The sequence below is a fragment of the Achromobacter spanius genome, assembly GCF_002812705.1.
GTDB lineage: Bacteria > Pseudomonadota > Gammaproteobacteria > Burkholderiales > Burkholderiaceae_B > Achromobacter > Achromobacter spanius.
In genome coordinates, this window is sequence record NZ_CP025030.1 from 351270 (window position 1) to 375973 (window position 24704).

Annotated in this window: 20 protein-coding genes; 14 read left to right on the plus strand and 6 right to left on the minus strand. The window is 65.3% G+C overall.

All coding sequences use genetic code 11. The annotated features are described in order from the left end of the window. Nucleotides 1–96 precede the first annotated feature (96 nt). The 4 genes from pdxH to purU are packed head-to-tail and all read left to right on the plus strand — an operon-like array spanning nucleotide 97 to nucleotide 3296. Nucleotides 97–726 (plus strand): pyridoxamine 5'-phosphate oxidase, encoded by a 630-nt coding sequence (gene pdxH, locus CVS48_RS01725; protein ID WP_100852990.1) that lies wholly within the window; start codon nucleotides 97–99, stop codon nucleotides 724–726. 39 nt (nucleotides 727–765) lie between these two features. Then, on the plus strand, nucleotides 766–1290 hold the full coding sequence (locus CVS48_RS01730) for a flavin reductase family protein (protein ID WP_050448957.1): 525 nt from the start codon (nucleotides 766–768) through the stop codon (nucleotides 1288–1290). Next, entirely contained in the window at nucleotides 1287–2396 is a 1110-nt protein-coding gene (locus CVS48_RS01735) for an NAD(P)/FAD-dependent oxidoreductase (RefSeq protein WP_100852991.1), read from the plus strand. Before CVS48_RS01730 ends, CVS48_RS01735 begins: the two co-directional genes overlap by 4 nt. Before the next feature lie 45 nt (nucleotides 2397–2441). Next, a complete protein-coding gene (gene purU / locus CVS48_RS01740) occupies nucleotides 2442–3296 on the plus strand; it encodes a formyltetrahydrofolate deformylase (RefSeq protein WP_100852992.1) in 855 nt (284 codons plus the stop codon). An 11-nt stretch (nucleotides 3297–3307) separates the two neighbouring features. On the opposite strand, the gene CVS48_RS01745 is transcribed toward purU, so the two are convergent. Further along, the gene (locus tag CVS48_RS01745; protein WP_100852993.1) at nucleotides 3308–4219 is read right to left on the minus strand and encodes a LysR family transcriptional regulator; all 912 of its coding nucleotides are present in this window, start codon (nucleotides 4217–4219) and stop codon (nucleotides 3308–3310) included. Nucleotides 4220–4333: 114 nt separating this feature from the next. On the opposite strand from CVS48_RS01745, the gene CVS48_RS01750 reads away from it, so the two are divergent. From CVS48_RS01750 to CVS48_RS01765, 4 genes are all read left to right on the plus strand, one after another. Next, on the plus strand, nucleotides 4334–6037 hold the full coding sequence (locus CVS48_RS01750) for an acyl-CoA dehydrogenase family protein (RefSeq protein ID WP_100857468.1): 1704 nt from the start codon (nucleotides 4334–4336) through the stop codon (nucleotides 6035–6037). 50 nt (nucleotides 6038–6087) lie between these two features. Further along, nucleotides 6088–7071: a Bug family tripartite tricarboxylate transporter substrate binding protein gene (locus tag CVS48_RS01755; protein ID WP_100852994.1), complete on the plus strand. Its 984-nt coding sequence runs from the start codon at nucleotides 6088–6090 to the stop codon at nucleotides 7069–7071. A 12-nt stretch (nucleotides 7072–7083) separates the two neighbouring features. Beyond that, nucleotides 7084–8196: a CaiB/BaiF CoA transferase family protein gene (locus CVS48_RS01760; RefSeq protein ID WP_100852995.1), complete on the plus strand. Its 1113-nt coding sequence runs from the start codon at nucleotides 7084–7086 to the stop codon at nucleotides 8194–8196. A 1237-nt stretch (nucleotides 8197–9433) separates the two neighbouring features. Continuing rightward, a complete protein-coding gene (locus tag CVS48_RS01765; RefSeq protein WP_100852996.1) occupies nucleotides 9434–10840 on the plus strand; it encodes an APC family permease in 1407 nt (468 codons plus the stop codon). 8 nt (nucleotides 10841–10848) lie between these two features. Here CVS48_RS01765 and ggt read toward each other — a convergent pair whose 3' ends face one another. Further along, nucleotides 10849–12606 (minus strand): gamma-glutamyltransferase, encoded by a 1758-nt coding sequence (gene ggt, locus CVS48_RS01770; protein ID WP_100857469.1) that lies wholly within the window; start codon nucleotides 12604–12606, stop codon nucleotides 10849–10851. A 114-nt stretch (nucleotides 12607–12720) separates the two neighbouring features. Between ggt and CVS48_RS01775 the strand changes: the two genes are divergently transcribed. Next, a complete protein-coding gene (locus CVS48_RS01775; RefSeq protein ID WP_100852997.1) occupies nucleotides 12721–13626 on the plus strand; it encodes a LysR family transcriptional regulator in 906 nt (301 codons plus the stop codon). 99 nt (nucleotides 13627–13725) lie between these two features. Here the strand turns inward: CVS48_RS01775 and CVS48_RS01780 are convergent, their stop codons facing one another. Further along, nucleotides 13726–14718, minus strand: a complete 993-nt coding sequence (locus CVS48_RS01780; protein ID WP_100852998.1) for a tripartite tricarboxylate transporter substrate binding protein BugE — start codon at nucleotides 14716–14718, stop codon at nucleotides 13726–13728. 244 nt (nucleotides 14719–14962) lie between these two features. Between CVS48_RS01780 and CVS48_RS01785 the strand changes: the two genes are divergently transcribed. Further along, a complete protein-coding gene (locus CVS48_RS01785; RefSeq protein ID WP_242001125.1) occupies nucleotides 14963–15856 on the plus strand; it encodes an AEC family transporter in 894 nt (297 codons plus the stop codon). A 94-nt stretch (nucleotides 15857–15950) separates the two neighbouring features. On the opposite strand, the gene fumC is transcribed toward CVS48_RS01785, so the two are convergent. Further along, a complete protein-coding gene (fumC, locus tag CVS48_RS01790; protein ID WP_100853000.1) occupies nucleotides 15951–17345 on the minus strand; it encodes a class II fumarate hydratase in 1395 nt (464 codons plus the stop codon). A 161-nt stretch (nucleotides 17346–17506) separates the two neighbouring features. Between fumC and tsaE the strand changes: the two genes are divergently transcribed. Beyond that, a complete protein-coding gene (gene tsaE, locus CVS48_RS01795) occupies nucleotides 17507–18046 on the plus strand; it encodes a tRNA (adenosine(37)-N6)-threonylcarbamoyltransferase complex ATPase subunit type 1 TsaE (RefSeq protein WP_100853001.1) in 540 nt (179 codons plus the stop codon). Next, on the plus strand, nucleotides 17974–19347 hold the full coding sequence (locus CVS48_RS01800; protein ID WP_145964667.1) for an N-acetylmuramoyl-L-alanine amidase: 1374 nt from the start codon (nucleotides 17974–17976) through the stop codon (nucleotides 19345–19347). The genes tsaE and CVS48_RS01800 overlap by 73 nt, the downstream gene beginning before the upstream one ends. 223 nt (nucleotides 19348–19570) lie before the next feature. On the opposite strand, the gene CVS48_RS01805 is transcribed toward CVS48_RS01800, so the two are convergent. Beyond that, on the minus strand, nucleotides 19571–20203 hold the full coding sequence (locus CVS48_RS01805) for a VTT domain-containing protein (protein WP_100853002.1): 633 nt from the start codon (nucleotides 20201–20203) through the stop codon (nucleotides 19571–19573). A 100-nt stretch (nucleotides 20204–20303) separates the two neighbouring features. On the opposite strand from CVS48_RS01805, the gene mutL reads away from it, so the two are divergent. After that, on the plus strand, nucleotides 20304–22325 hold the full coding sequence (gene mutL / locus CVS48_RS01810) for a DNA mismatch repair endonuclease MutL (protein ID WP_100853003.1): 2022 nt from the start codon (nucleotides 20304–20306) through the stop codon (nucleotides 22323–22325). Nucleotides 22326–22327: 2 nt separating this feature from the next. Continuing rightward, nucleotides 22328–23293: a tRNA (adenosine(37)-N6)-dimethylallyltransferase MiaA gene (gene miaA / locus CVS48_RS01815; RefSeq protein WP_242001124.1), complete on the plus strand. Its 966-nt coding sequence runs from the start codon at nucleotides 22328–22330 to the stop codon at nucleotides 23291–23293. Between the two features lie 76 nt (nucleotides 23294–23369). Here miaA and purM read toward each other — a convergent pair whose 3' ends face one another. Then, nucleotides 23370–24419: a phosphoribosylformylglycinamidine cyclo-ligase gene (gene purM, locus CVS48_RS01820; protein WP_100853004.1), complete on the minus strand. Its 1050-nt coding sequence runs from the start codon at nucleotides 24417–24419 to the stop codon at nucleotides 23370–23372. Between the last annotated feature and the right edge of the window lie 285 nt (nucleotides 24420–24704).

The window sequence follows — 24704 nt, forward strand, 5'->3', positions numbered from 1 at the left end:
GGCGGAAAACTTGCCCGAGACTGCGCGGGGTCAATAAGGGAGCGACCGCCCGGGCGGTATAAACTCCCTGTTATCCACGCTGAATCCCACGCCTCCATGTCCGTCTCCGATCTGCGTCAAAGCTACGAAAAGAACGTCCTGTTGGAAAGCCAGGCCGCCGCCTCGCCGTTCGAGCAATTCACCCGCTGGTTCGACGAAGCCCTGGCCGCCAAGGTGCCGGAACCCAACGCCATGACCCTGGCCACGGTCGACGCCAGTGGCCAGCCCAGCGCCCGCATCGTCCTGATCAAGGGCTTTGACGAGCGCGGCTTCACGTTCTTCACCAACTACGAATCCCGCAAGGGCCAGGACCTGCTGGCCGAACCGCGCGCCAGCCTGCTGTTTTTCTGGCAGCCGCTGGAACGCCAGGTCCGCATCGAAGGCGTGGTGGAGAAAGTCGCCCCCGAAGAATCGGATGCGTACTATCACAGCCGCCCCGCCGGTTCGCGCATCGGCGCCTGGGCCTCGCCCCAGAGCCAGCCCATTACCCGCGAAGCGCTGGAAGCCCGTGAAAAGGAATTCCGCGAACGTTTCGGCGAAGCGCCGCCGCGTCCGCCGCACTGGGGCGGTTACCGCCTGAAGCCCACCGCCATTGAATTCTGGCAAGGCAGGCCCTCGCGCCTGCACGACCGTCTGCGCTATGTTGCCGACGGCTCGGCCTGGAAGATCGAACGCCTGTCGCCCTGATGTCGGGCGCCCTGTCGCGCCCGCCCAATTACCGATTGCATGCCCGCCTCCTCCCCTGATTTTGACGCCGCTTTTTTCCGCACCGCGCTGGGCCGCTACGCCACCGGCGTAACGGTCGTGACGGCCGCCGGGCTTGATGGCGCCCCCATCGGCCTGACGGTCAGCTCGTTCAATTCGGTATCGCTGAACCCGCCGCTGATCCTCTGGAGCCTGTCACGCGCCTCATCGTCGCTGGCGATCTTCGAGCAATGCGAGCGTTATGTGGTCAACGTACTGAGCGCCGAGCAGATCGCGCTGGCGCGGCGCTTCGCCACCGGCAAGACGCCCGACCGCTATGCCGGCCTGACGGTGCACTATGCGCCGGGCGGCACGCCGATGCTGGACGGCCACTGCGCCGCCTGGTTCGAATGCCGCAACCGCAGCCGCTACGAAGAAGGCGACCACATCATCATGGTGGGCGAGGTAGAACGCTGCGGCCACAGCCACGAGCCGCCGCTGGTGTTTCACGCGGGCGGCTTCGACCTGACGCCAGCCGGCACACGCTCTGAAAGGAAAGCACCATGAGCGCGGATGTGGATTGCATCGTGATCGGCGCGGGCGTGGTCGGCCTGGCCATCGCGCGCGCGCTGGCCCAGTCCGGCCGCGAAGTGCTGGTGACCGAAGCCACCGAGGCCATCGGCACCGGCACCAGCTCGCGCAATTCCGAAGTCATCCATGCCGGCATCTACTACCCCGCGGGCAGCCTGAAGGCGCGCCTGTGCGTGCGCGGCAAGCATCTGCTGTACGGCTATTGCGCCGAACGCGGCGTGCCGCACAAGCGCCTGGGCAAGCTGATCGTCGCCACCGACCGCGACCAGGCGGCCCAGTTGGAAGGCATTGCGCAGCGCGCTCGCGCCAATGGCGTGGACGACCTGCAATTCATCTCGGGCGAAGAAGCCATGCGCCTGGAACCCGCGCTGCAATGCGCCGCCGCGCTGGTGTCGCCGTCCACGGGCATCGTGGATAGCCATGCCCTGATGCTGTCGTTCCAGGGCGACGCCGAAAACGCCGGCGCCCAATGCGTCTTCCACACGCCGCTGGTGTCTGGCCGCGTACGCCCCGAAGGCGGCTTCGAGCTGCAATTCGGCGGCGATGAAGCCATGACGCTGACCTGCAACGTGCTGATCAATTCCGCCGGGCTGCAAGCGCCCGCGCTAGCCCGCCGCATCGACGGCGTGCCAGCGGCCAGCATCCCCACCGACTACCTGTGCAAGGGCAGCTACTTCACCTTGTCGGGCCGCGCCCCGTTCTCGCGCCTGATCTACCCCGTGCCGCAACACGCCGGCCTGGCCGTCCACCTGACGCTGGACCTGGGCGGCCAGGCGAAGTTCGGCCCCGACACCGAATGGATCGGCACCGAAGACTACACGCTGGACCCGGCCCGCGCCGATGTGTTCTATGAAGCCGTGCGCAGCTACTGGCCGGCCCTGCCCGACAACGCGCTGGCGCCCGGCTACACCGGCATCCGGCCCAAGATCTCGGGCCCGCACGAGCCCGCCGCCGACTTCGTCATTGCCGGCCCCGCCGTGCATGGTGTGCCGGGCTTGGTGAACCTGTTCGGCATTGAATCTCCCGGGCTGACCTCCAGCCTGGCCCTGGCGGAAGAAACCCTGGCGCGCCTTGCCGCCTGATTCCGCCCATCCCTCTTTATCCTTACCCTGGCCTATTCCCGCACCATGCAGCACAACGACTACATCCTGACCCTGTCCTGCCCCGACCGCACCGGCATCGTCTACCGCGTCAGCGGCCTGTTGTTCGAATTGGGTTGCAACATCCTGGATTCGCAGCAGTTCGGCGACGAGGAAACCGGCCAGTTCTTCCTGCGTGTGCACTTCGACCTGCCCGTGGCCGTGAACCCCGACGACCTGCGCGCCCGGCTGGATACGCTGTCGGTGGATTACGGCATGGACCTGAAGCTGCACGACGCGCGCCGCAAGCAGCGCCTGCTGATCATGGTCAGCAAGCAAGGCCACTGCCTGAACGACCTGCTGTTCCGGGTGCATAGCGGGCATTTGCACGCGGAAGTGGCGGCGATTGTGTCGAACCACAACGACTACGCCAGCCTGGCCGCGTCCTACGGCATTCCGTTCCACTACCTGCCCGTTACGCCGGACACCAAGGCCGAACAGGAAAAGCAGGTGCTAGCCATTGCCGACCAGTCCAACACCGACCTGGTGGTGCTGGCCCGCTACATGCAGATCTTGTCAGCGGACATGTGCCGCGCGCTGAACGGCCGCGCCATCAACATCCACCACAGCTTCTTGCCCAGCTTCAAGGGCGCGCGCCCGTATCACCAGGCGCATGCGCGCGGTGTGAAGATCATTGGCGCCACCGCGCACTACGTGACGTCGGACCTGGACGAAGGCCCGATCATCGACCAGGACATCGAGCGGGTCGACCACACGATGACGGCGGCCGACCTGACCCAAGTGGGCAGCGATATTGAATCGCTGGTGCTGTCGCGCGCGGTGCGCAGCCATGTGGAACACCGCATCCTGCTGAACCGCAACAAGACCGTGGTGTTCCGCTGATTCGTTGATCTTCAGTCGGACGCGGCCTGCGCCGCGTCCGGTAGAAACTGGCGTTCCACCAGCGCCATCGCCCTTTGCTGCAAGGGCGTGCGCGCGCCGGCGTGCCAGATCACCTGGCTGATCGAGCGCGCTTCATGCGCGAAGGTGATGAAGCGCGTGCCGGCCAGACCGCTGCGCGACAGGCAGGCCGGCACGATCGACACGCCCAAGCCCTGCGACACCAGCGACGCCACGCTCAGCCAATGCCGCACTTCGTGCCGGATCACCGGCATGAAGCCCGCCGCCACACACATCGACAGCACGGTTTCGTAATAGCTGGGGGACGCCGCGCGGGCGAAGAAGACGAAATCATCGCTTGCCAGTTCGGCCAGCCGCAGTGACTGGCGCCCGGCAAGCGGATGGGAGTCCGGCAGGCACACCACGAACGGCTCGGCGATCAGGTCGCGCGCCAGTACCTCGTCGGGCACCGGGTTGGCGTGGATGAAGCCCAGGTCCTGTTCACCGCGCCGCACGGCTTCTATCTGCTCATGCGAATTAAGTTCGGTCAGCACGTGCTCAACGTCGGGCAACTCCGCCCGCATCACGTTCAACAGCGTCGGCAGGCCGCGATACAGCATCGACCCCACGAAGCCGATGCGCAGCCGGCCCCGCAAGCCCGCGTCCACCCTTTGCACCAGCGTGCGCACCTCTTCCGCCTGCCGCAATAGCGTCAGGGCCTCGCGGTACAGCACGTGGCCCGCGTCGGTCAGTTCCACGTGCCGGCTGGTACGCGCCAGCAGGCGGGCGCCGACGTTGTCTTCCAGTTGGCGGATGGCGTAGCTAAGCGGGGGTTGGGAAATATGCAGCCGGGTGGCGGCGCGGCTGAAGTGGCGCTCTTCGGCCACCGCGATGAAGTAGCGCAACAGGCGCGGGTCCAGATCCATGGTCTCCCCTTATCTATATTTTTTATGGATTGTTCTACACAAAATCGGTATTTGCATAGATTAATGCACCCACGCAACATCGGCCATCTTCCCCGTTTTTTGCAGGATGCCGCCATGGACGCCCCCGCCCGCCCCGTTGCCCCCGCCCCCGCCACGCCCGTTCCGGATTCGCGCGGCCTGAATCTGTTCAGCGCGGACCCCTATGCCGCCGCGCTGAGCCAGCGCTACCTGCCCGCCGCGCTGCACACGCATCTGCTGCCGCATTTGGAACGGCTGGGGGGCTTGGCCGGCGGCGTGATGGACGAACTGGCCGCCACGGCGGACAAGCATCCGCCCACCCTGTCCGTGCGCAGCCGTGCGGGCGCGGACGAATCGCGCGTCGACAAGCATCCTGCCTATGTGGAGCTGGAACGCCTGGCCTACAGCGAATTCGGCTTGGCCGCGCTGTCGCATCGTGGCGGCGTGCTGGGCTGGCCGGAACCCATGCCGGCCAGCGCCAAGTACGCGCTGAGCCACCTGTTCGTGCAGGCGGAATTCGGCCTGTGTTGCCCGGTCAGCATGACGGATTCGCTGGCGCGCACGCTGCGCAAGTTCGGCGACCCCGCGCTGGTCGAGCGCGTGCTGACGCAAGTCACCACCCAGGATTTCGACGCGCTGCGCCAAGGCGCCATGTTCATGACGGAACAGGGCGCGGGGTCGGACGTCAGCGCCACGGAAGTGACCGCCGAAGCGCAAGCCGACGGCACCTGGCGCATTCATGGCGACAAGTGGTTCTGCTCGAATCCCGACGCGGGCTTTGCCATGGTGCTGGCGCGCAGCGAGCCGGAGCCGGGCCTGAAGGGCGTGTCGCTCTTCCTGCTGCCGCGCGACCTGGACGACGGCAGCCACAACCACTACCGCATCCTGCGCTTGAAGGACAAGCTGGGAACGCGCTCGATGGCCAGCGGCGAGATTCGCCTGGAAGGGGCCGTAGCCTGGCTGGTGGGCGAACGTGGTCGCGGCTTCAAGCAGATGGCCGACATGATCAACAATTCGCGCCTGTCCAACGGCATGCGCGCAGCCGGGCTGATGCGCCGCGCGGTGACCGAAGCGATCTACGTGTCGCAGCACCGCCGCGCCTTCGGCAAGCGTCTGATCGACATGCCGCTGATGCAACGCCAACTGGTCAAGATGACGGTATGGGCGGAACAGGCGCGCAGTGTCATGTTCCAGACGGCGCGCGCGCTGGCGGACGCCGATCAGGGCATGGCCGACCCGGCGCTTGCCCGCATCCTGACGCCGCTGATCAAGTTCCGCGCCTGCCGCGACGCCCGCAAGGTGACGGGCGACGCGATGGAAGTGCGCGGCGGCTGCGGCTATATCGAGGAATGGACCGAGCCGCGCCTGGTGCGCGACGCGCATCTGGGCTCCATCTGGGAAGGCACCAGCAACATCGTGGCGCTGGATGTGCTGCGTGCCATCAAGAAAGAAAATTCACTGCCCGCCCTGCGTGCCCACATCGACCAGTTGCTGGCGGCGGGCGTACCCTGCCCGCCCGCCCTGGCCGCGCTGCAAGCGGACGCGCTGGCCAAGAGCTTTACGCTGGCCGAGCAGGCGGCGGCGGGCGACCATGACGAACTGGCCCGTCAGGCCGCATCGCTGCTGTACCACGCCGTGTCCATGGCCGCGCTGCGCTGGGAAGCCACGGGTGCCGGGCTGGAAAGCCGCGCGCAACTGGCCGACCAGGTGCTGCTGCACCGCCTGGCGCCACGCGACCCTTACGCCATTCCCCCCAACGAAAGCGCGGCCTGCCAGGCCATCTTGCAGTACGCGCTGTAATCCGACGCCGGCGGCACAGCCGGCGCGCCTTCCCCACAGGAGACACCACCATGAAACGCATTCTTGCCCCCTTGCTGATGGCTGCGGCCACCGCCGTCATGCCAGCCACGTCCGCGCTGGCGGCCGAGGCCTTTCCCAGCGCCCGCCCCATCACGCTGATCGTGCCGTTCCCGCCGGGCGGGCCGACCGACGCCATGGCGCGCCGCCTGGCCGAGAAGCTGCGCGAGCCGCTCAAGCAAAACGTGATTGTTGAAAACCGCAGCGGCGCGGGCGGCAATATCGGATCGGAATACGTGGCGGGGGCCAAGCCCGACGGCTACACGATTCTGTTCGGCACGTCCGGCCCGTTGGCCATCAACGTCAGCCTGTACAAGAACCAGGGCTACAACCCTGAAACCAGCTTCGCGCCCATCATCCGCCTGGGCCATCTGCCCAACATCCTGGTGGTGAACCCGTCGGTGCCGGCCAACAACGTGCAAGAGCTGATCGCCTACGCCAAGCAGAACCCCACCAAGCTCAGCTACGCCTCGTCGGGCAACGGCGCGTCGTCGCACCTGGCCGGTATCCTGTTCAACAAGATGGCCGGCACCGACATCATGCACATCCCCTACAAGGGCACGGGGCCCGCGCTGAACGACCTGCTGGGCGGGCAGGTGTCCATGTCGTTCACCGACATCCTCACGGCCCTGCCCCACGTCAAGGCCGGCAAGCTGCGCGCCATCGGCCTGGCCAGCGCGCAACGCTCGGACGCGCTGCCGGATTTGCCCACCTTGTCCGAGCAGGGGCTCAAGGGCTATGACGTCAGCGTCTTCTTCGGCATCGTCGCGCCCAAGGGCACGCCGGCCGACGTGGTGAATACCTTGAACCAGGCGTTCAAGGTTGCGCTGTCGGACCCCGCCGTCGAGCAGGCGCTGCGTTCGCAAGGCATCGTGGCGGCCAAGGACCAGACGCCGCAAGGCCTGGCCGACTTCATCGCCGCCGAAGTGCCCAAGTGGCGCGAGCTTATCAAGAGCGCCAACGTTTCCATCGACTGAAGCAGAGATTCCATGGCCCCTACTCTTCCGAACGCCGGCGCGCTGGCCGGCTGCAAAGTGATCGACCTGTCGCGCGTGCTGGGCGGCCCGTATTGCACGCAGATACTGGCCGACCACGGCGCCGACGTGCTGAAGATCGAGCCCCCCGGCGGCGACGAAACCCGTGGCTGGGGCCCACCCTTCCTGGGCGACACCGCGTCGTACTTCATTGGCGTGAACCGCAACAAGGAAGGCATGACGCTGGACTTGTCGCAGCCTGCCGGCCAGGAACTGCTGCGCCATCTGCTGGCCGACGCCGACGTGCTGGTTGAGAACTTCAAGCCCGGCACGCTGGAAAAGTGGGGGTTGGGTTATGACAGCTTGAGCCAGGCCTTTCCCAAGCTGGTGCATTGCCGCGTCAGCGGCTTCGGCGCCGACGGCCCGTTGGGCGGGCTGCCCGGCTACGACGCCTGCGCGCAAGCCATGTGCGGCTTGATGAGCGTGAACGGCGAAGCCGACGGCGAGGCCACGCGCGTCGGCCTGCCGGTGGTGGACATGGTGACCGGGCTGAACGCCGCGGTCGCCGTGCTGCTGGCACTGAACGAACGCCATCGCAGCGGCCTGGGCCAATTCCTGGACATCACGCTGTACGACTGCGCGCTATCGCTGTTGCACCCGCACGCGGCCAATTATTTCTACAGCGGTAATGTGCCCAAACGCAGCGGCAACGCGCACCCGAACATCGCGCCCTACGAAACGCTGCCTACCGCCAGCGGCCCGTTGTTTCTTGCCGTGGGCAATAACCGGCAGTTTGCATTGATGGCGCAGGTGCTGGAAGCGCCGGCGCTGGCCGCGGATGCACGCTATGCGACAAATGCCGATCGCCTGCAAAACCGGCAAGCCTTGCGGGATGAATTGTCGGGGCTGCTGGCAAGCCAAAACGCGGCCGCGCTGGCCGACCGCCTGCTACGCGCAGGCGTCCCCGCCGCCGCCGTGCAAACGGTGGACCAGGCCTTGGCGCACCCACACACGAAGCATCGCGGCATGTTGCTGGAGCAAGGCGAATACAAAGGCGTAGGCTCACCCATCAAACTGTCGCGTACACCGGCTACGCTGCGACAGTTGCCGCCAGCGCTGAAGGCGTGAATTCAATACGTAGGATGGGTGCAGCGCGCGGGAAAGGTCAGAAGAACGCGAAAGACGTTCGCGCGAAACCCATCATGCAGCGCCGGAACCCAGGCTGATTCAGCCACATATCGGTGTGGCCAAGGCATCCCAGACTCCACCGCTGCTTGATGGGTTTCGCGCGGATTGCACTTGGGTTTTTTTGACTGTCCTCTCGCGCTGCACCCATCCTACGAATCCCGACCTGATGTGAAACCGTAGGATGGGTGCAGCGCGCGGGAAAGGTCACAAGAACACTGAAGCCTTTCGCGCGAAACCCATCATGCAGCGCCGGAACCCAGGCTGATTCAGCCACATATCGGTGTGGCCAAGGCATCCCAGACTCCACCGCTGCTTGATGGGTTTCGCGCGGATTGCACTTGGGTTTTTTTGACTGTCCTCTCGCGCTGCACCCATCCTACGAATCCCGACCTGATGTGAAACCGTAGGATGGGTGCAGCGCGCGGGAAAGGTCACAAGAACACTGAAGCCTTTCGCGCGAAACCCATCATGCAGCGCCGGAACCCAGGCTGATTCAGCCACACATCGGTGTGGCCAAGGTATCCCAGACTCCGCCGCTGCTTGATGGGTTTCGCGCGGATTGCACTTGGGTCTTTCTGGCCTTTCCTCTCGCGCTGCACCCATCCTACGAATCCCGACCTGATGTGAAACCGTAGGATGGGTGCAGCGCGCGGGAAAGGTCACAAGAACGCGAAAGACGTTCGCGCGAAACCCATCATGCAGCGCCGGAACCAGCGCTAATCCAGCCACACAACCGTGTGGCCAAGCTTCCCCAGACTCCACCGCTGCTTGATGGGTTTCGCGCGGATTGCACTTGGGTCTTTCTGGCCTTTCCTCTCGCGCTGCACCCATCCTACGAATCCCGACCTGATGTGAAACCGTAGGATGGGTGCAGCGCGCGGGAAAGGTCACAAGAACGCGAAAGACGTTCGCGCGAAACCCATCATGCAGCGCCAGAACCCAGGCTGATTCAGCCACACAACCGTGTGGCCAAGCTTCCCCAGACTCCACCGCTGCTTGATGGGTTTCGCGCGGATTGCACTTGGGTTTTTTTGACTGTCCTCTCGCGCTGCACCCATCCTACGAATCCCAACAACTAAGACATTTCGTTGCACCGCTGTAGCACTGTCTGCATCCTCCTCGCCTTAGACTTTTCGGGTCGCCTCCCCCCAAAGTCCAAGAAAGAGGAGAAAAGAATATGGCCACGAACGAAACGACTGCCCCTTCCATAACGGAGCATGCGCCGCTCAAGCGCGTGATGGGCGCCAAACTATTGTTGCTGTTCATTGTTGGCGACATCCTTGGTACGGGCGTGTATGCATTGACCGGCCAGGTGGCCGCCGAAGTTGGCGGCGCGGCGTGGGTGCCTTTCCTGGTCGCTTTCGCCGTGGCGTTGCTGACCGCGCTGTCTTACCTGGAGCTTGTCACCAAGTACCCCAAGGCCGCCGGCGCGGCACTCTATGTGCACAAAGCCTTCGGCGTGCACTTCCTGACCTTTATCGTTTGCTTCACCGTGATGAGCTCGGGGCTGACATCCGCCGCCACGGCATCGCAGGCCTTTGCGGCCAACCTGTTCGCGGCCTTCGGCATCGAAGCCGACAAAGCCTGGATCACGTTCGGCGCGCTGGGCTTCATGCTGTTGGTGATGTTGGTGAACCTGCGCGGCGCAACCGAAAGCGTCAAGGCCAACGTCGTGCTGACCCTGATCGAATTGTCGGGCCTGTTGATGGTGATCTTGCTGGGCTTCTACGCCATGGCGGGCGGGCAGGCGGATTTCTCGCGCGTGATCGCGTTTGACACGCCCGAGGACAAGAGCGTATTCCTGGCGGTCACATCCGCTACCGCACTGGCGTTCTTCGCCATGGTGGGCTTTGAGGATTCGGTCAACATGGCCGAAGAAACGCACGAACCCAGCCGCATCTTTCCCAAGGTCATGCTGACCGGCTTGGGCATCACCGCCGTGATCTACGTGCTGGTGTCGATATGCGCGGTGGCGTTGGTACCGGTGGGTGAATTGGCCAAGAGCTCGACGCCGCTGGTGCTGGTGGTCAAGCGCGCCGCGCCGGACTTGCCGGTGGAATACATCATGCCCGTGATCTCGATGTTTGCCGTGGCGAACTCCGCGCTGATCAACATGATGATGGCCAGCCGCCTGCTTTACGGCATGTCGCGCCAAGGCGTGCTGCCGTCGTTCCTGGCGCACGTGCACCGCAAGAACCAGACGCCGTGGACGGCCATCCTGTTCACCACCGCCCTTGCGTTTGGCCTGATCATCCTGGTGGCCCTGGCGGATTCGGAAGCCATCCGCGCGCTGGGCGGCACCACCGCCCTGCTGCTGCTTGGCGTGTTCGCCTTCGTCAACGTCGCGGTGCTGGTCCTGCGACGCGACGAGGTCAAGCACGAACACTTCCGCATCAACCGCATCATCCCGTGGCTGGGCGCGGCGGCCTGCCTGTTCCTGGTCACGCCGCTGACCGGCCGCGACGTCATCCAGTATCAAGTGGCGGGTTGGCTCTTGCTGCTGGGAGTGGTGATGTGGGGCGTGACCTATCTGGCGCGTCGCAAGGAAGCGCGCATGGAAATCGACCCGTCCGCGATGGAATAAAAACCGGCTCAGCCGCCCTTGGCCAAGCCTTCGCGGCGCGGGTCCACCCCGCCCTGCAGGCCATTGGCGTCGATGACAATGCCATGGATGCCGCTGGGGAATTCGGTGATACGCACCGGGTGCCCCATGGCTTCCAGCGCGGGGGCCAGCGCTTCGAGCGGCGTGCCTTTTTCCAGTTCCGTTTCTTTGTTGCGGCTGCCCATGTTGGGCAGCGCAATCGCGGCCTGGATGTCCAAGCCCCAATCCAGCACGCCCACAATCGTCTTGGCCACGTAGTTGATGATGGCGCTGCCACCCGGCGACCCCACCAACATCACAGGCTTGCCGTCGCGCAGCACGATGATCGGCGCCATCGAACTGCGCGGCCGTTTGCCCGGTTCGACACGGTTGGCCACCAGCCTGCCTTCAGGGTCCTTGAACGACGAAGAGAAGTCCGTCATTTCGTTGTTCAACAAAAAGCCGCGCACAAAGATCTTGCTGCCGAATTCGCTTTCGATGGTGGTTGTCATGGACAGCGCATTGCCTTGCTTGTCCACCGCCACCAGATGGCTGGTGGACGGCAGCTCCAACGCGTTGTCGCGGCCCAGCGTCAGCAGCTTGCCTTCCGGGTCGCCCGGCAGCGCGACCTTCATGCTGCGATCAGGCTGGATCAACGCGCCGCGCGCGCGCAGATAGGCCGGGTTCAACAAGGCGCGTACCGGCACATCGACGAAGTCCGGATCCGCCACATAGAAATCGCGATCGGCGAACGCCAACCGGCCGGCTTCGGAAAAATAATGCACCGCCTGCACCGAACCCGGTGCATACGTCGACATCGGATACTGTTCCAGCTCGCCCAGCATCTGCAACACGGCGATGGGGCCGCTGCTGGGCGGCGCCATGCCGCACAGTTGGTAGCCGCGATACGCGCCGCACACCGGGTCGCGCGTCTTGGCGCGGTAGTTCGCCAAGTCCGCCAGGCTCAGGTCGCCGGGCGTGGCGTGGCCGTGCACCGCCGCCACGATGTCGCGCGCGATATCACCTTGGTAGAACGCATCGGCGCCCTGCGAGGCCACCACGCGCAAGGTGCGCGCAAACTCGGGGTTCTTCAACACATGTCCCACCGGCCAGGGCGAGCCATCCGGCGCATAGAAGTACGCGGCGGCGGCCGCCTGCTTCGGCAGCGCCTTGTTGCCCGCCAGCAGCGTGTGCAAGCGCGGCGACACGGCAAAGCCTTGTTCGGCAAGCCGGATGGCGGGCTGGAACAAGTCGGCCCAGGGCAGCACGCCTGCCTCTTTGTGCGCCAGTTCCAGGCCGCGCAGCAAGCCCGGCACGCCGACCGCCATGCCGTTGTTCACGGACTGCGCGAAAGGCAGCGGCTTGCCCTCGGCGTCCAGGAAGCGGTCCGGGCGCGCCGCGGCGGGCGCGGTTTCGCGGCTGTCATAGGTTTGGATGCGGCCGGCCTTGGCCGAATACAGCACGACGAACGCGCCCCCGCCAATGCCTGACGATTGCGGCTCCACCAGATTCAATACCAGCTGCGTGGCAATGGCGGCATCCACCACCGAGCCGCCCGCGCGCAGCATGTCGTCGCCTGCCTGCGTGGCCAGCGGGTTGGCGGACACCATCATGTATTGCGGCGCGCGGACCAGTTCGCGCGCCTGGGCGCCGCTGGCCGCTTCGGGGTTGCGATCTTCCGCCGCCGCTGGGGTACGTGCCCAAACGGCCGGCATGGCGGCCAGGGTGGCGGCAAGAAGAATGGCGGCGGCGTGGCGGGAAGCGCGCATGGTCAACTCCAAGGTGGCGCCGGCATGCCGGCAGGCGTTCATCATCGGCCCGGGTGTCCCGCGCCGTCAACCCGACATAGAATCGCGGTTCCGGTCCCTCTTCCCTGCCCTGACATGCGCCTGCGCCACATCGAGATTTTCGAAGCGATCCGCCGTACCGGATCCCTGACCGAGGCCGCCGCCGCGCTGCATATCTCGCAGCCCGCCGCCAGCAAGCTGCTGGCGCACGCCGAAACCCAACTCGGCTTCAAGCTGTTTGAGCGCGTGAAGGGGCGCCTGGTCGCCACGCGCGAGGCCGAAATCCTGACGCCCGAAGTCGCGCGCCTGAACCAGGACTTGAACAGCGTGCGCCGATTGGTCGCCAGCCTGCGCGACCGGCCGAACGGGCACTTGCGGTTGGGCTGCGCGCCCGCGCTGGGCCTGGGCTTGCTGCCCGACGTGGTGCGCGAAAGTCGCGATGCGCAACCCGGCATCACCTTCGACATCCACACGCATCACAGCGCGGAACTGGTGCAGGGTTTGTTGACGCGCGAACTGGACCTGGCCATTACCTTCGACACCAACGACTACCCCGGCCTGACGCGCATGGGCCTGGGCCATACCGAGCTGGTGCACCTGAGCCGCAGGCCCGCCACCGGGCCGATGCGCCTGTCTGAACTGGCCGACCCCAAGGGCGACACGCTGATCGTGCTGGACGCAGGCGATGCCTCGGGCGCGCTGCTGCAGATGGCGTTGGATGCGCAAGGCCTGGCGCCACAAGTCGCTATCCAGGTGCAGACGCATTACGTGGCCTGCGCGCTGGTCGACGCGGGCTGCGGCGACGCCATCGTCGACGCCATCACCGCCCAGGCCATGCTGCGCCCCGGCATGAGCCTGCGCCGCCTGGAGCCCGCGCTGCGCGTGCCGATCAGCATCATGGTGCGTAACCAGGACCCCTTGTCCGCCCTGCACCGCGACCTGATCGACCGGCTGCGCGCCGCCTGCGCCGCGCGCATGGCATCGCTGGACACGCCCGCGTGAGGGACGCGACGCCACCAAAATAAAACGGGCGCCTTGAAATTCAAGGCGCCCGTTTTTACTGGCGTTGGAAACCGGCCCAGGGGCCGGCCCCATGCCGCATCAATCCAGCTTGATGTTCTGCTTCTTCACAACGTCTTGCGCCCAGTCAAACTGCTCTTTGATTTCCTTGGCGAACTCTTCCGGCGTGTTGCCCGACGGCGCCGAGCCTTGGTCGTCCAGCGCCTTGATGACCTTCGGGTCCTTCAGGGCCACGACGGCGGCGTCACGCAGCTTGTTAACGACTTCCATCGGCGTGCCCTTGGGGGCCAGCAGGCCGTACCAGACCGGCTGGTTCAACACCGGGAAACCGGCTTCCTTGAACGTGGGCACACCCTTGATCGAGGAGATCTGCTCAGGCCATGCAATGGCCATGGCGTGCAGCTTGCCCGCCTGGATCTGCGGCATCGACGACGGCAGGTTGTCGAACAGGATTTCGATCTGGCCGCCGACGGCATCCGCCACGGCCGGGCCCGAACCCTTGTACGGCACGTGCACGATGTCGGTGCCGGTTGCCATCTTGAACGATTCGCCCATCAAGTGCAGCACGCCGCAAGTGCCCGAGCTGCCGTAGGAGTACTTGCCCGGGTTCTTCTTCAGTTCTTCGATGAAGCCCTTGAAGTCCTTGGCCGGGAACTTCGGGTTCACGGCAACCACGTTGGCCGTGTTGGCGAAGTTGGTGACCGGCTGGAAGTCCTTGATCGGGTCGTACGGCAGGTCCTTCGGACGGCAGGCCGGGTTGACGGCCATGGTCGACACCGTGGCGATGGACAGCGTGTAGCCGTCAGCATCGGCGCGCGCGGCTTCCGACGCGCCGATGGCGCCGCCTGCGCCACCCTTGTTTTCCACAACCATCGGCTGGCCAAGTTCCTGGCTCATGCGCTGGGTCACCAGACGCGCGATGATGTCGGTGGATCCGCCCGGCGCGAAAGGAACGATCACGCGGATCGGCTTGCTGGGGTACTTGTCGGCGGCATGCGCAACGGAAGCGCCAAGCGTGCCGGCGGCGCCGGTCGCCACGGCGATAGCCAAGGCCAGGGAGCGAACTTTATTCATAGGTGTGTTTCCTCCAAGAGTGCGAGCCCGTATGTAAACGGACCGTTTTGAGATGGTCTCGTCTGTAGACGGGCCAGCAGATAACGGTGGGAGCGCATTGCTTCTGTGCAGCGTGTGTGGCGCTGCTTTTATGAGTTGCTTGTGGCAGACGCGCCCGCCAGAATGACGGAGAATAGCAGCAAATGCTTACACCCGCATAGCGCGCCGATCCCGGCCCGCGCCCCTACAAAAACACCCTGGTCCCATGTCGGTTGCCCTTCTGGTTTTCCCTGATTTCATGCTGGTTGCGCTGGGTTGGGCGCTACGTCACAAGCTGGGTTTTTCACGCGAATTCTTTGCGGGCACCGAGCGCCTTGTGTACTTCGTGCTGTTCCCCGCGCTGCTGTTCCAATCCATTCTTCGTACCCCCATCACGGCCGGCAACGCCGCCCTGCTGCTGCAGGCCACGGCGGCCGTGATCGTGGCGGGCGTGGCCATGGCGTGGCTGGCGGGCCTGGTGCTGCGGCCGTCCTCGCTGGGGCTGGCCTCATCGGCGCAGTGCGGTTACCGCTTCAACACCTATATCGGGCTGGCGCTGTCGGCCAGCCTGGCCGGTTCGCAAGGGCAGACGGTGATGGCGCTGATCGTCGGCTTCGCGGTGCCGATGGCCAACGTGGCCGCGGTCTACGGGCTGGCGCGCCACAACGGCGGCAACCTGCTGCGTGAACTGGCGCGTAATCCGCTGGTTGTCTCGACGCTGTTGGGGCTGGCCTGCAACCTGGCCGGCCTGCAACTGCCCGGCCCCGTGGATACGGTGCTGGCGCGGCTGGGCGCGGCGGCGTTGGCGCTGGGGATCCTGTGCGTGGGCGCCAGCCTGGCGTGGGAAGGCGGCAAGGGCTACGGCGCATTGATCACATGGATGCTTGCCGTGAAGCTCGTGGCGCTGCCCGCGGTGGCCCTGGGCGTGGCGCGGCTAGTGGGCCTGCCCCCGCTTGAAGCGCGCATGCTGCTGCTGTTTGCCGCCTTGCCCACCGCGTCCGCCGCCTACGTGCTGGCCATGCGCATGGGCGGCGACGGGCGGATGGTGGCGGTGCTGATTTCGCTGGGCACGCTGTTCTCGGCCGCCACGATTCCGCTGTGGCTGCTGCTGACCGCGTAGGCTTGATCGCTGCAAAAAAATTGCCGCCCGTCGAGGGCGACCATCTGGTGCGGGCCATCCGGGCAGCCACGGTAGCAGCTGCCGGTCGCGCCGATTACGACTTGTGCGCGTTGGTCATCGACCCAGGCACCACCCATTCGGCGAACTGCGCTTCGGTCACGTAACCCAGCGCCAAGGCCGATTCCTTCAGCGACAAGCCTTCCTTGTGCGCTTTCTTGGCAATCTGCGCGGCCTTGTCGTAGCCGATGTGCGGGTTCAGCGCCGTCACCAGCATCAGGGAACGATCCACCAGTTCTGCGATGCGTTCGTGGTTGGGCTCGATGCCGGCCGCGCAATGCGCATTGAAGCTGGCCATGCCGTCGGTCAAGAGGCGCACCGATTGCAGGAAGTTGTGGATCACCAGCGGCTTGAACACGTTCAGTTCAAAGTTGCCGCTGGCGCCGCCGATATTGATGGCCACGTCGTTGCCCAGCACTTGCGCGGCCAGCATGGTGATGGCCTCGCACTGCGTCGGGTTGACCTTGCCCGGCATGATGGAGCTGCCCGGTTCGTTTTCCGGAATGCTGATTTCGCCCAGGCCCGAGCGCGGACCGCTGGACAGCCAGCGCACGTCGTTGGCGATCTTCATCAAGCCGGCCGCCAGCGACTTCAACGCACCGTGCGCGAACAGCAGCGCTTCGTGCGAGGCCAGCGCCTGGAACTTGTTGGGCGCCGACACAAAAGCCGTGCCCGTGGCATGCGCCAGATCGGCCGACACCTTGGCGCTGAATTGCGGATGCGCGTTCAGGCCCGTGCCCACCGCCGTGCCGCCAATGGCCAGTTGATGCAAGCCGGGCAAGGTCGCGCGGATCTGCTGCTCAACCAGGTCCAGTTGCGCCACATAGCCCGACAGTTCCTGGCCCAGCGTCAACGGCGTCGCGTCCTGCAAGTGGGTACGGCCGATCTTGACGATGTCATAGAACTCGGCGCTTTTCTCGGCCAGGGTCGCGCGCAACTGTTTCAGCGAAGGCAGCAGGTGATGCTCGACTTCGACGGCGGCCGCCACGTGCATGGCGGTCGGGAAGGTGTCGTTGGACGATTGGCCGCGGTTGACGTGGTCGTTCGGGTGCACCTTGCGCGCTTCACCGCGCACGCCGCCCAGGAGTTCGGACGCGCGGTTGGCCAGCACTTCGTTCATGTTCATGTTGCTTTGAGTGCCCGAGCCCGTTTGCCAGACCGACAGCGGAAACTCGTTGGGCCATTTGCCGGCGATGACTTCGTCGGCCGCGCGCATGATGCCGTCGGCGATCGTCGGATCCAGTTCGCCGAGTTCGGCGTTGACCTTGGCGGCCGCGCGCTTCAGGCGGGCCATCGCGTTAACCAGCGGCACAGGCATTTTTTCGGTGGAAATCGCGAAAAAATGCAGCGAACGTTGCGTTTGGGCGCCCCAGAGGTGATCCTCGGGGACTTCGATGGGCCCAAACGTGTCTTTTTCGATGCGGGTCTTCATGGCGCGTACAACTCCGTGGCGGCTGTCAGTCGCAAGTGGCGGTGTCCGCCCGAAGCGACAATTGAGAATAGCAATCACTTATAAGATTAGCAGAAACCCGCATTCCTATAATTGCGGCAATCCGTGATCTCTCCACCGTTTTTTACCACTCGCCCCGCGCCATGTCCGCCCCTCTTTGCACCCTGACCTTGCACCTGCCCGACGAAGCCGCCACGGAATCGCTTGCGCGCCAGCTTGCCCCCTTGGTTTCAGGGGGACAGACTGGCCCCGCGGGCGCTTGCATTCACCTGCAAGGAGACCTGGGCGCGGGCAAAACAGCCTTCACCCGGGCCCTGTTGCGCGAATGCGGCGTGACGGGCCGAATCAAAAGTCCCAGCTACGCGCTGCTTGAATCCTATAAAGTTTTTAACTTATACTTCTATCATCTTGATTTTTATAGATTTAGTGATTCGCGCGAATGGTTAGACGCAGGATTTCGGGATTTACTGCGTGAAGACGCGGTGGTTTTGATCGAATGGCCGGAGCGGGCCGAGGGCCTTTTGCCCCCTCCCGACTTGCTCATTTCACTGGCTTATGCCGATGACGGCCGCGACGCCACCCTGACCGCGTACACCGCTCGAGGACAAACATGGTTGAACGCGATTGTCCCCCCGCCCAAGACGGCGCCCTTCCCTCCGCAGGCGCCACCCGGCGCCGCCTGATCAGCGTCGCCGCCACGCTGCTCGTCTTGCCGGTCCTGCCTCGTTTGGCGCAGGCGGCAACGATTCTGGCTGTCCGGACCTGGCCGGCTGATGAATACACCCGTGTCACGCTGGAGCTCGACAGTGAGCTCAAGGCGGAACAATTCACCCTTGAAAATCCCCACCGGCTGGTGGTCGACATCGAGGGACTGACCCTTAGCTCGGCCCTGAACGACCTGGTGTCCAAGGTCCGGCCCGACGACCCTTATATCCAAAGCCTGCGCGTGGCGCAGAACCGCCCGAACGTGGTGCGGCTGGTGTTCGACCTGAAGCAGCCCGTGGCGCCCCAGGTGTTCACGCTCAAGCCCGTGGCCGACTACCAGTACCGCCTGGTGCTGGACCTGTATCCGAAGGTCGCCCAGGATCCGCTTATCGCCATCCTGAACCAGAGCGGCCCCGACGTCGACGATCCGCTGGCGCGCATCCTGGAAGACATCCAGCGCAATCCGGTCACCCGTGCCGACCCGCCCGAACCTCCGCGCGTGCGCGGGCAGCAACCCGCCCCGCCGCTGCCGACCGCGCCCAAGCCGCCTACCGGCACCGCCAGCCGCGGCAAGCAGCGCACGCTGACCATCGCGCTGGACCCGGGCCACGGCGGCGAAGACCCGGGCGCCATCGGCCGCAGCGGCCTGCGCGAAAAAGACGTGGTGTTGCGCATTGCGCGTCGCCTGAAAGCGCTGATCGACAGCCAGCCTTACATGCGCGCCTATCTGACCCGTGACGACGATTACTTCGTGCCGCTGCATGTGCGCGTGCAGAAGGCGCGCCGGGTGAATGCCGACCTGTTCATCTCGATCCACGCGGACGCCTGGGTCAAGCCGTCGGCCAATGGTTCATCGGTGTTTGCGCTGTCGCAGCGTGGCGCCACCAGCGCTCAGGCGCGCTGGATGGCCGACAAGGAAAACGCGGCCGACCTGATCGGTGGCGTCAACTTGGGCAGCCACGACCGCCAGGTCGCCAAGGTGCTGCTGGACCTGTCCACCACCGCGCAGATCAATGATTCGCTCAAGGTCGGCAACGCCTTCCTGGACGAGATCAAGAAGATCAACCGCCTGCACAAGAACAGCGTTGAACAAGCCGGCTTCGCCGTGCTGAAGGCGCCGGACATTCCGTCCGTGCTGGTTGAAACGGCCTTCATCAGCAACCCGCAGGAAGAAGCTTTGCTGCGGAGTAATTCACATCAGGACAAGCTGGCGCAAGCCATGATGACCGGCATCCAACGCTACTTCACCGCAAACCCACCGCTGGCGCGGCTGGGGTGATATCAGCGCGCTGCTGATAGGTTACGTCGTTCATGTGGGTGGTGCATTGTCCGCTCCACCGCTGCTTGATGGGTTTCGCGCGGCGTACGATGGCGTTCTTGCATGGGCTCTGCCGCGCTGCACCCATCCTACGAATGTTGCGAATGCGCTCCACCGCTGCTTGATGGGTTTCGCGCGGCATACGGTGGTGTTCTTGCATCCGTTTTGCCGCGCTGCACCCATCCTACCGGCGGGATTTGATGAGCTTGAATACGCCGGCGCCCACCACGGGCACGATGGCCGCGGCCAGGCCCACCAGGACGATGGTGTTCAGGTGTTCGCGTACCAAGGGGATGTTGCCGAAGAAGTATCCGGCCGCGACCAGGCTGATCACCCACAGCAACGCGCCCAGGATATTGAACAACTGAAAGCGCGACATCGGCATGTCCGCCACGCCCGCCACGAACGGCGCGAACGTGCGCACGACCGGGATGAAGCGCGACATCACGATTGTTTTCCCGCCATGCTTTTCATAGAACGCATGCGTGCGCATCAGCGCGCCACGATCCAGGAATCGTACGTTCATGGAAAACACGCGCGGGCCGATGTAGCGCCCTATCATGTAGTTCAGCGTATTACCGGTAATGGCCGCCACAATCAACAGCACCGCCATCAGGACCGGGTCAATATGCCCGGTGGCGCCGAACGCGCCCGCGATGAACAACAGCGAATCGCCGGGCAGGAAGGGCATGACGACCAGCCCCGTCTCCGCGAAGACAATCAGGAACAGCACCAAGTACACCCACACGCCATATTGCGCGACCCAGACGCCCAGCGTCTTGTCGATGTGGAGCACCATATTGAAAAATTCAAGCATCAGCGGCCCGGAGTTCGGAATAGGGTTAAACCTTCGCGACTATAGCCCAGCAGGCCATGACGCTAAAATCCTCCACACAGCCCCACCAGACCTACGCCTAATGACAGAACGCCGTTCCATTCTTGCGCTTCCCGACCTGCTCATCAGCCAGATTGCCGCTGGCGAGGTGATCGAGCGGCCTGCCTCCGTGCTCAAGGAAATCCTTGAGAACGCGATCGATGCGGGCGGCCGCGCCATCGAAGTGCGCCTGGAGGGCGGCGGCATTCGCCGTATCGCCGTGACGGACGACGGCGGCGGCATTCCGCCCGACGAATTGCCGCTGGCGCTGGCCCGCCACGCCACCAGCAAGATCCGGTCGTTGAACGAATTGGAATCCGTGGCGTCGATGGGGTTTCGTGGCGAAGCGCTGGCCTCGATTGCCTCGGTGGCCCAGGTCACCATCATTTCGCGCACCCGTGACGGCGAACACGCCTGGCAGATCGACGCGGGCAGCATGCAGGTCAGCCCCGCTTCCGGCCCCCCCGGCACCACCGTGGACGTGCGCCAGTTGTTCGACGCCGTGCCCGCGCGGCGCAAGTTCCTGCGGTCCGAGGCCACCGAATTCGGCCATTGCGTGGATGCCATGGAGCGGATTGCGCTGGCGCACCCGCAGATTGCCTTCCGCCTGTTCCATCACGATCGCGCGCAACGCCAGTGGCTGCCGGCCGAACCGCCTCAGCGCATCCGCGACGTGCTGGGCGCGGAATTCGCCGAACACGGCCTCTTGCTGTCGCATTCGGTAGGCGCCGTCAGCCTGGCCGGCATGATCACCCGCCCGACCGCCGCGCGCGCCCGCGCCGACCGCCAATACCTGTACGTGAACGGCCGCTATGTGCGCGACCGCACAGTCAGCCACGCGCTGCGCGCCGCTTACGCCGACGTGCTGCACGGCGACCGCCAGCCCGCCTACGTACTGTTCCTGGACATCGACCCCGCCGCCGTGGACGTGAACGTGCACCCGGCCAAGCACGAGGTCCGCTTTCGCGACAGTGGCGCCGTGCACCGCTTCGTGTCCCACGCGGTCGGCCAGACGCTGGCACAGACGGGAGGCTCGTCGGCGGTTGCGCCCGCCCGGCAAGATCAGGACGAAGACGGCGGCTTTGAAACCGTCGCGTCCGGCAGCGCGGGCTTGGGCCAGGGTTCGGCTTCGGCGTCGGGATCGGCGTCGGGCTTGGGCTCCAGCTCAGGCTTGGGCGACGGCGCGAGTGCAATCGCGAACACCGCCGCAGCCGCCGCCCATGCGCGTCCCCAAGACGGCCACACCGCCCCGAATTCTCCCCGCCCCGGCTACACCGGCCAGCCCGCCGCCTATGGCCTGCGCCCGTCGCCCGCCCCGCAGCGCGCCCACACGCAGGTGCCGTTCCGGCTGCATGCCGAGCCCGCCGGCATACCTGCCGCCGACTGGCAATCGCTGTACCGCCCCTTGAGCGACGACACGGCGGCCAAGGTCACGCCGATCAGCGAACCCCGGCCCGCCCCCACGCTGCCCGCCGACGAAGAGCACCCGCTGGGCATGGCCCTGGCGCAATTGCACGGCATCTACATCCTGGCGCAGAACCGCCGGGGCATGGTGCTGGTGGACATGCACGCTGCCCACGAGCGCGTCGTCTACGAACAACTGAAGCAGGCGCTGGATGCCCGCAGCCTGCCGCGCCAGGATCTGCTGGTGCCCGTGGTGTTCCACGCCCAGGAAAAAGACGTGGCCCTGGTCGAGGAATTCGACACCCAACTGAACGATCTGGGTTTCGAGATGCGCCCGTCCGGCCCGACGTCGATCGCTGTCCGCTCCGTGCCCGCCGTCCTGGCGCGCGGCGACATCGAAACGCTGGCGCGCGCCGTGCTGCGCGACCTGGGCGCCGTGGGCGTGTCGCGCTTGCTGACCGAACAGCGCAACGAACTGCTGTCGACCATGGCCTGCCACGGTTCCGTGCGCGCCAACCGCAAGCTGACCCTCGAAGAAATGAACGGACTGTTGCGGCAAATGGAAGCCACCGAACGCGCCGACCAGTGCAACCACGGCCGCCCGACCTGGGTGCAATGGTCCGTGTCCGACCTGGACAAGCTCTTTCTGCGCGGACAATAAGCTTGCCCTCATCCCTGCCTTCTTCGCTGCCGCCGGTCATCTGCCTGGCCGGCCCCACCGCCGCCGGCAAAAGCGCGTCCACGCTGGCGCTGGCCGAACGCTGGCCCATGGAAATCATCAACGTCGATTCGGCCACCATCTACCGTGGCATGGACATCGGCACGGCCAAGCCCTCCCCCGAGGAACAGGCGCGCGTTCCCCAACATCTGCTGGACATCCTGGACCCCGCGCAGTCGTACTCAGCAGCGGAATTCCGCGCCGACGCACTGCGCCTGATCGAAGAGATCCGCGCGCGCGGGCGCATTCCGCTGTTGGCGGGCGGCACCATGATGTATTACAAGGCGCTGCGCGACGGGCTGGACGACCTGCCCCAGGCCGACCCTGCCCTGCGCGCCGAGATCGAAGCCCGCGCCGCCATCCACGGCTGGCCCGCGCTGCACGCCGAACTGGCGCTGCTTGACCCCGTCACCGCCGCCCGCCTGGCGCCCAACGACAGCCAGCGCATCCAGCGCGCCCTGGAAATCTGCCAACTGACGGGCCAGCCCATGTCGGCCCTGCTGCGGCGCGGCGAGCAAAAGCCGGATGACGACGCCAACCACTACCTGACCATCAGCCTGGAACCGTCCGACCGCGCCGCGCTGCACGCGCGCATCGAACAGCGCTTTGACGCCATGCTGGCCAAGGGCTTGCTTGATGAGGTCCGCACGCTACGCGCCCGGCCCGATCTGCATCCCGGCCTGCCGTCCGTGCGCTGTGTGGGCTATCGGCAGATGTGGGCGCATCTTGATGGCGAGGTTGATCTGGCCACCGCGCGCGAACAGGGCATTGCCGCCACGCGCCAGTTGGCCAAGCGCCAGATCACCTGGCTGCGCGCCCAGCCTGACCGCGTCATCGTCGACTGCCTGGCCAGCGACGCGGTGGCGCAAACCATCGACGCCGTGGCGATGGCGCTGGCGGGCAAGCGCTAGCGGCACCGTGTACGCCGTCCGCCCATGAAAAAACCCGCCGTCGGCGGGTTTTTCGTTCACGCGGAACCGGTCGGGCTTACACCACGAAGGTCTGCGCCATGCCGTCGGTCTGCTCGACGATTTCGCCGATCTTGCTGACCGTTTCGCCCTGCTCACGCAAGGTTTCAGCGATGGCGTCGGCCTGGGCCGCGTCCACCACCAGCACCATGCCGATGCCGCAGTTGAAGACGCGGTGCATTTCGGTGTCTTCCACGCCACCCTGCTCTTGCAGCCACTGGAACAACTTGGGCATTTCCCAGCCGTCGCGATGCAACTTGGCCGACAGGCCGGCTTGCAGGATGCGCGGCACGTTGTCCAGCAAACCGCCGCCGGTGATGTGGGCCAGGCCCTTGATGTCGGTGCCATGCTTGGCCAGGGCGGCCAGCACTTGCTTCACGTAGATGCGCGTGGGGGCCATCACGACGTCAACCAGCGGCTGGCCGTGGAAATCGTCGGTGGGCTTGGCGCCGGCGCGTTCGATGATCTTGCGCACCAGCGAAAAACCGTTGGAATGCACGCCGCTGGAGGCCAGGCCCAGCACCACGTCGCCCGGCTTGATCGACTTGCCGTCGATGATGGCGGACTTTTCCACCGCACCCACCGCGAAGCCGGCCAGGTCGTATTCGCCGTCCGGGTACATGCCCGGCATTTCAGCGGTTTCGCCGCCGATCAGCGCGCAGCCCGACAGTTCGCAGCCCTTGGCAATGCCGCCCACCACCGACGCCGCCGTGTCCACCGAAAGCTTGCCGCAGGCAAAGTAGTCCAGGAAGAACAGGGGCTCGGCGCCCTGCACCAGGATGTCGTTGACGCTCATGGCGACCAGGTCGATACCCACGGTGTCGTGGCGATTCCACTCGAACGCCAGGCGCAGCTTGGTGCCCACGCCGTCGGTGCCCGACACCAGCACGGGCTCGTTGTACTTCTTGGGCACTTCGAACAGCGCGCCAAAGCCGCCGATACCGGCCAGCACCCCGGGGCGCATGGTGCGCGCGGCGAGGGGTTTGATACGGTCGACCAGGGCGTCGCCTGCGTCGATGTCGACACCGGCATCGCGGTAGGTCAAGGGGGCTTTAGGTTGATTCGTCATGAGAAATGCCGTGGGGTATGTAACAATTGCTGGGAATTTGGTGGAACGCCCCGCATTTTACGATGTTGTGGGCTTGTGCAGGGTTCCGGCCGGCCGCGCGTGGCGAAAGCAATGCGGCCGGGTTGGGCCGCCGCCGGGGCCAAAAGCGCGCAAACCCAAGCCTGGCAAAGCCCTTGGGCGCGACACCATGCCCCCAGGTGGTTTAAAGTGTTGGGTTGGCTGGGTTGGATTTTGCCAGTTTCTGGCGGGCAATACCCGAATCGGCCCCATGCATCACCGTTTTTT

Coding starts and splice junctions, on each gene's coding strand:
- pdxH (WP_100852990.1), top strand. CDS start 97: ATGTCCGTCTCCGATCTGCGTCAAAGCTACGAAAAGAACGTCCTGTTG.
- CVS48_RS01730 (WP_050448957.1), top strand. CDS start 766: ATGCCCGCCTCCTCCCCTGATTTTGACGCCGCTTTTTTCCGCACCGCG.
- CVS48_RS01735 (WP_100852991.1), top strand. CDS start 1,287: ATGAGCGCGGATGTGGATTGCATCGTGATCGGCGCGGGCGTGGTCGGC.
- purU (WP_100852992.1), top strand. CDS start 2,442: ATGCAGCACAACGACTACATCCTGACCCTGTCCTGCCCCGACCGCACC.
- CVS48_RS01745 (WP_100852993.1), bottom strand. CDS start 4,219: ATGGATCTGGACCCGCGCCTGTTGCGCTACTTCATCGCGGTGGCCGAA.
- CVS48_RS01750 (WP_100857468.1), top strand. CDS start 4,334: ATGGACGCCCCCGCCCGCCCCGTTGCCCCCGCCCCCGCCACGCCCGTT.
- CVS48_RS01755 (WP_100852994.1), top strand. CDS start 6,088: ATGAAACGCATTCTTGCCCCCTTGCTGATGGCTGCGGCCACCGCCGTC.
- CVS48_RS01760 (WP_100852995.1), top strand. CDS start 7,084: ATGGCCCCTACTCTTCCGAACGCCGGCGCGCTGGCCGGCTGCAAAGTG.
- CVS48_RS01765 (WP_100852996.1), top strand. CDS start 9,434: ATGGCCACGAACGAAACGACTGCCCCTTCCATAACGGAGCATGCGCCG.
- ggt (WP_100857469.1), bottom strand. CDS start 12,606: ATGCGCGCTTCCCGCCACGCCGCCGCCATTCTTCTTGCCGCCACCCTG.
- CVS48_RS01775 (WP_100852997.1), top strand. CDS start 12,721: ATGCGCCTGCGCCACATCGAGATTTTCGAAGCGATCCGCCGTACCGGA.
- CVS48_RS01780 (WP_100852998.1), bottom strand. CDS start 14,718: ATGAATAAAGTTCGCTCCCTGGCCTTGGCTATCGCCGTGGCGACCGGC.
- CVS48_RS01785 (WP_242001125.1), top strand. CDS start 14,963: ATGTCGGTTGCCCTTCTGGTTTTCCCTGATTTCATGCTGGTTGCGCTG.
- fumC (WP_100853000.1), bottom strand. CDS start 17,345: ATGAAGACCCGCATCGAAAAAGACACGTTTGGGCCCATCGAAGTCCCC.
- tsaE (WP_100853001.1), top strand. CDS start 17,507: ATGTCCGCCCCTCTTTGCACCCTGACCTTGCACCTGCCCGACGAAGCC.
- CVS48_RS01800 (WP_145964667.1), top strand. CDS start 17,974: ATGGTTGAACGCGATTGTCCCCCCGCCCAAGACGGCGCCCTTCCCTCC.
- CVS48_RS01805 (WP_100853002.1), bottom strand. CDS start 20,203: ATGCTTGAATTTTTCAATATGGTGCTCCACATCGACAAGACGCTGGGC.
- mutL (WP_100853003.1), top strand. CDS start 20,304: ATGACAGAACGCCGTTCCATTCTTGCGCTTCCCGACCTGCTCATCAGC.
- purM (WP_100853004.1), bottom strand. CDS start 24,419: ATGACGAATCAACCTAAAGCCCCCTTGACCTACCGCGATGCCGGTGTC.